The sequence below is a fragment of the Allobosea eneae genome (assembly GCF_042657265.1).
Classification (GTDB): domain Bacteria; phylum Pseudomonadota; class Alphaproteobacteria; order Rhizobiales; family Beijerinckiaceae; genus Allobosea; species Allobosea eneae.
The window spans coordinates 1-5349 of record NZ_JBHSLW010000108.1; the positions used below are offsets into that span (position 1 = coordinate 1).

Sequence of the window (5349 nt, forward strand, 5' to 3'; positions counted from 1 at the left end):
ATCTCAAGCCGACTGATCGGCGTGCCTGTATAGACGTCCATACAGACACATTCTCACCCCCAAGCATCAATCCTCAAGACGGCCGCCCTCGTAGGGGTACATTGGTCCGACGACGACAAAGCGCGGATCGTGGCGGAAAGCTACGAGCCTGGAGCCACGGTGAGTGAGGTCGCGCGCCGCCATGCGATGTCACCGCAGCAGTTGTTTGGCTGGCGACGCCTCCTGCGTCGCGCGCCCGAGACGGTGTCGCCACGATCCGCGCCGATGTTCGTGCCGGCCGTGATCGAAGCGGCGGTTGCGGAGCCAAAGCCGGTCCGGCAGTCGGCTAAACGTCGTCGTCGCACGCGCCGTGCCCCCAGTAGGTCGAGCGACGGGATCGAGTTCGAGATCGACGGCGTCGTCGTACGGGTCGGCTCGGGGGCGAGCCCGAAGGCGATCGCCGCAGTGATTGGCGCACTGAAGGGCGGCTCGTGATCGGCCCGACCGGGGCGCTCCGCGTCATGGTGGCGACGAAGCCGGTCGACTTCCGCAAGGGCGCGGAGGGCCTAGCCGCGCTGGTGCGCGAGAGCATGGGCGCCGATCCGTTCTCGGGCGCGGTCTATGTGTTCCGGGCGAGGCGCGCGGAGCGAATCAAACTCGTCTACTTCGACGGGACGGGCGTCTGCCTGTTCTCGAAGCGCTTGGAGGACGGCAAGTTCCAGTGGCCTGCCATCGCCGATGGCGTCGTGCGGCTGACCGGCGCAGCTTCAGGCGTTGCTTGAAGGCCTCGACTGGCGCCGGGTTCATGAACGGCGCGAGACGCGCGTCCCCGTCGCGGCAAGTTGACCGTTCAGCACTGGCAAGCCGCTGTAATCCATGATTGAATCGGCTTTGTGAGCACCTCGCCCGAGCCCTTGACCCGCGACCCTGTCGCCCTCCAGGCGATGTTCGCCGCCGAGCGCGCCGAGAACGAGCGGCTGCGCCAGATCATCAAGGAGCTGCAACGCCATCGCTTCGGGCGTCGGGCCGAGAGTCTGCCGGTCGACCAGCTGTTGCTGGGTCTCGAGGAGGCCGAGCAGATCGACGCCGAGGGCCTCGCCGGCGAGGAAGCGGCTGATCCCGTCAAACGCGCTGACCGGGTCAGGAAGCGCCGCGCCAACCGCGGCTCGCTTCCCGCGCACCTGCCGCGCATCGAGAGGATCGTCGATATCCAGGACCAGACCTGCCCCTGCTGCCGCGGGCAGCTCCATGTCATGGGCGAGGACGTCTCCGAACGTCTCGACATCGTGCCAGCCCAGTTCCGGGTGATCGTGACGTGCCGGCCAAAATACGCCTGCCGGACCTGCGAGGAGGTCATGGTCCAGGCGCCCGCGCCCGCCAGGCTCGTCGAGGGCGGCATCCCGACCGAGGCAACGGTGGCCCATGTTCTGGTCGCCAAATATGCCGATCATCTGCCGTTGTACCGTCAGGCCCAGATCTATGCCCGATAGGGCGTCAACCTGGATCGCTCGACCTTGGCCGACTGGGTCGGCAAGGCAGCCTTCCTGCTACGGCCTGTCCATGCGCGGCTGTTCGAACGCCTGAAGGCATCGACAAAACTCTTCGCCGACGAGACCACGGCGCCGGTGCTCGATCCGGGCCGCGGCCGGACCCAGACCGGCCAGCTCTTCGCCTATGCCCGCGACGAACGACCTTGGTGCGGCGTCGATCCGCCCGGCGTCGTCTATCTCTACGCGCCCGACCGCAAGGCTGAGCAGGCGGTCCGCCATCTTCAGGGTTTCGTTGGTACGCTGCAGGTCGATGGCTTCGCGGGCTACAAGGTCCTGGCCGACCGCAACGCAGTGAGCCTGGCGTTCTGCTGGAGCCATGTCCGGCGCAAGTTCTATGATCTCGCGCAGGGTGGCCCTGCGCCGATCGCGACGGAAGCGCTCGCCCGGATCGCAGAGCTTTATCGCATCGAGGGCGAGATCCGCGGCCGCTCAGCCGAGGAGCGTCGCGATATGCGCCAAGCGAGAAGCCGCGCGATCGTCGATGCGCTGGAGCCGTGGCTGAAGGCGAAGCTCGCCCTCCTCAGCCAAAAGAGCAAGCTGGTCGAGGCGATCCGCTACGCCCTCTCGCGCTGGGCGGGCCTGAGCCGCTTCCTCGAAGACGGCCGCGTCGAGATTGACTCCAACGTGGTCGAGCGCGCCATCCGGCCGATCGCGCTCAATCGCAAGAACGCGCTTTTTGCCGGCTCCGACGGCGGCGGTGAGCACTGGGCCGTCATTGCCTCGCTGGTGGAGACCTGCAAGCTCAACGCCATCGACCCGCAAGCCTACTTCACCGACGTCATCGCCCGCATCGTTGCCGGCCATCCCCAGAGCCAGATCGACGAACTCCTGCCGTGGGCCTATGCACCGGCCCCCCTCAAGGCCGTGGCCTGAGAACAGCGCATACGGTCGAGCGGAAGCCCTGCGGCGTTGATCACAGCAGCCTGCGTTTCCAAAAGGCTGGCGAGCGCCTCACGATGGTAGACGTAGAGTGCGCCGCTCTTGATGCAGCATTCCTGTGGGCTGATATGCACGGTCGTGAGGCCGCGGGCGGTTGCTGCGGCGGCGACCGTTTCGGGTGAGAGCTGGACGAAGTCCTTGATCGTATAGAGCGGCAGGTAGCCGACGGGTTTGGACGGACCGACTTCGGTCAGGCTGCGCAATAAGAAGCGTCGCTCGTCCTCGCTTGGCACAGGTCGCTTCGCCGTCACGCGGCCGCCCTCATCTGGACGCGACGCCAGTTCCAGGGGAGCAACTCGCCGAGGCGGCTTTGCGGGGTGTCGGCGATGCGTGTTAAAACATCGGCCAGCCAGGCCTGCGGGTCGATGTCGTTGAGCTTTGCGGTGCCGATCAGGCTGTAGATGACGGCCGCCCGCTCGGCGCCGCGGTCCGATCCGGCGAAGAGCCAGGCTTTGCGGCCGAGAGCCAGCCCTCTCAGGCTTCGTTCCGCGGCATTGTTCGTCAGGCAGATGCGGCCGTCGCCGAGGAAGCGGCGAAGCCATCCCATCGCCGGAGCATGTAGTCCATGGCCTGGGCGACGGGCGCGTGCCGGGAGAGCCTGGTGCGATGCTCGCGCATCAAGGCTTCGAGATCGGCGACGAGCGGAGCGCTGCGGTCCCGGCGGGCGGTGAGGCGCTGCCCTGTCGCGATGCTGTTGATCTCGCACTCGATGTCGAAGATCGCGTCGATACGAGTGACGGCTTCGAAGGCGATCGGCGAGATCGGCGCGGCGTTACGCCCGCGCCGGCGACTCGTGGCGAGCTCGAAGAACTTGCGCCGCGTATGGGCCCAGCACAGGGCCTCGACGACCGGCCCGGGCCAGCGATCGGGCACGAGCAGCCGGTTGTAGCCGGCATAGGCGTCGGCCTGCAGGACGCCGGTAAAACCGCGCAGGTGTTCATCGGGGTGATCGCCAGAGCGGTCTCGCGAGGCCTAAAACAGCCCGGCCGGCGGATCGGCGCCGCCGAAGGGGCGGTCGTCGCGAACATAGACCCAGGCCCGGCCGGTGTCGGTCTTGCCCTTCGCCAGCATCGGCACCGGCGTGTCGTCGCCATGAAGCCGTTCGGCCGCCATGACATGCTGCTCGATCAGGCTATGGAGCGGCCGCAAGGCTGCAGCGCAGGCGCCGACATGGTCGGCCAGCGTCGAGAGCGGCAGATCGATGCCTTCGCGGGCATAGCGCTCGCTCTGCCGGTTCAGCAGCTGGTGCTGGCCATACTTCTCGAACAGCACCATCGCCGGCAGGTTCGGTTCGGCATGGCCACGGGGGAGGACATGGAATGGCGCCGGCGGCTGGGCGATCGTCTCACACTCGCGGCAGGAGAAGCGCTCCCGCACCGTCTGGATCACCTTCCACTGGCGCGGGATCACCTCCAGCGTCTCGGTGATGTCCTCGCCGAGCTTGACCAACTTCAGCGAGCCGCAGCACGGGCAATTCTCCGGTGCGACGACGACAACGCGTTCGCGCTGCAAGTGGTCCGGGAACGGCTGGCGTGTGGGGCGCTTGCGCTGGAAGGCGACAACGTTGGTCGCCCGCGCCGCGGCTTCCGCTGCCAGTTCGTCCTCAGTGGCGTCGGCCTCCAGATCCTCGAGCTGCATCTCCAACTGGTCGAGGAGCCTGGCCTTACGCTCCGAGCGCGTGCCGTAGAGCTCGCGCCTGAGCTTCTCGATCTCCAGCTTTAGCCGCGCGATCAGCGCATCCGTGCTGCTGTTCGCAAGCCCGTTACCGGGCAGTGGCGGCTTCGGCCTCCAGACGCGCCGCGCGCTCCGCCAGGATCATCGTCTGCGCGGCGGCGAGGTCGCTTGGAAGGGCATCGGCGGCGTTCGTCACAAGGCGATGGAATCACTCCATCGCCCACGAGCCAAGCGCAAATGTTTATCCCGTCGCGGTGGGGCGCCAACTCCGCTGCGGCATCCGCGAATCGATGCCTTCGAGCAGATAGCCGAGCTGGGCCGGCGTGATCGTCACGACACTATCCGCTGGCGACGGCCACAGAAAGCGGCCCCTCTCCAGCCGCTTCGAGAAGAGGCACGCACCCTGGCCGTCGTGCCAGATCACTTTGACCAGGTCGCCGCGCCGGCCGCGGAAGACGAAGAGATGGCCGCCATGGGGATCGCGACGGAGAACCTCCTGGACCTGGAGGGCCAGACCGGCGAAGCCCTTCCTCATATCCGTGTGGCCCGTCGCCAGCCAGACCCGAACCCCGCTCGGGACCGGGATCATCGCAGGGCCTCCAGCCCGCGCGCCAACGCCAGCACGGCCGCGATATCGACCGGACCTTCGACGACGATCCGCCGGCCGCACCGAAGCACGATCTCCGTCCTCGGCATCAGAGTGACTGCCTGAGGCGCCGCAATAGGCTCGGCGGTCACAACCGCCGGAACGAAGCTGGGCGAGGCCTCCTCGTTCCGGGCAAGGAAGGCACGCCGCCAGATCAGCAGCAGCGACCGCGAGATGTTGTGCCGCCGAGCCGTCGCCGAGATCTGCCGCGGTCCGCTCAGGCTCTCCAGGGCGATCCGTTCCTTCGCCGCCTCGCTCCAGCGGCGCCGGCGCCCTGTCTCGACAATCTCAAGCCGCTCGAAAGCACTGTTCGTATGCCTGTCCATACGTCCTGTGCTCAACGATCTGCACCACTCTCCGCAAGGCGGCTCTCACCGGACGGATACGATGAAGCGAAAGGTTCACGGAAGAGATGGGGTATTCGGTCCCGATGTAAGCGGTGCTCTCGGAGCACCGCTTACGCCTGACCTCGTGCCCGAGCGCGATCAGCTCGCGTGCCCAGTGGTGTGCCGTTGCACAAGCCTCCATGCCGACGAGGCAAAGCGGGAGCTCGCGGAAGTA

The 5349-nt window shown here is 67.1% G+C and carries 5 protein-coding genes and 2 pseudogenes; 3 read left to right on the forward strand and 4 right to left on the reverse strand.

What is annotated here, in order from left to right:
* The first annotated feature begins 69 nt into the window (after positions 1-69).
* The 3 genes and pseudogenes from tnpA (ACFPOB_RS29975) to tnpC (ACFPOB_RS29985) all read left to right on the forward strand — a co-directional run bounded on the left by tnpA (ACFPOB_RS29975) (position 70) and on the right by tnpC (ACFPOB_RS29985) (position 2402).
* Positions 70-474, forward strand: a complete 405-nt coding sequence (tnpA, locus tag ACFPOB_RS29975; RefSeq protein WP_377801821.1) for an IS66-like element accessory protein TnpA — start codon at positions 70-72, stop codon at positions 472-474.
* A complete protein-coding gene (tnpB, locus tag ACFPOB_RS29980) occupies positions 471-761 on the forward strand; it encodes an IS66 family insertion sequence element accessory protein TnpB (protein WP_377801817.1) in 291 nt (96 codons plus the stop codon). Before tnpA (ACFPOB_RS29975) ends, tnpB (ACFPOB_RS29980) begins: the two co-directional genes overlap by 4 nt.
* Positions 762-923: 162 nt before the next feature.
* Positions 924-2402 (forward strand): annotated as a pseudogene (gene tnpC, locus ACFPOB_RS29985) (IS66 family transposase).
* On the opposite strand, the gene ACFPOB_RS29990 reads toward tnpC (ACFPOB_RS29985), so the two are convergent.
* The 4 genes and pseudogenes from ACFPOB_RS29990 to tnpA (ACFPOB_RS30005) all read right to left on the reverse strand — a co-directional run bounded on the left by ACFPOB_RS29990 (position 2369) and on the right by tnpA (ACFPOB_RS30005) (position 5114).
* Entirely contained in the window at positions 2369-2719 is a 351-nt protein-coding gene (locus ACFPOB_RS29990) for a hypothetical protein (protein WP_377801818.1), read from the reverse strand. The pseudogene tnpC (ACFPOB_RS29985) and the gene ACFPOB_RS29990 overlap by 34 nt on opposite strands.
* Positions 2716-4287, reverse strand: a pseudogene (tnpC, locus tag ACFPOB_RS29995) (IS66 family transposase). The gene ACFPOB_RS29990 and the pseudogene tnpC (ACFPOB_RS29995) overlap by 4 nt, the downstream one beginning before the upstream one ends.
* Before the next feature lie 96 nt (positions 4288-4383).
* Complete coding sequence (gene tnpB, locus ACFPOB_RS30000) at positions 4384-4731, reverse strand: IS66 family insertion sequence element accessory protein TnpB (RefSeq protein ID WP_377801819.1); 348 nt, start codon at positions 4729-4731, stop codon at positions 4384-4386.
* Complete coding sequence (tnpA, locus tag ACFPOB_RS30005; RefSeq protein WP_377801820.1) at positions 4728-5114, reverse strand: IS66-like element accessory protein TnpA; 387 nt, start codon at positions 5112-5114, stop codon at positions 4728-4730. The genes tnpB (ACFPOB_RS30000) and tnpA (ACFPOB_RS30005) overlap by 4 nt, the downstream gene beginning before the upstream one ends.
* Positions 5115-5349 lie beyond the last annotated feature (235 nt).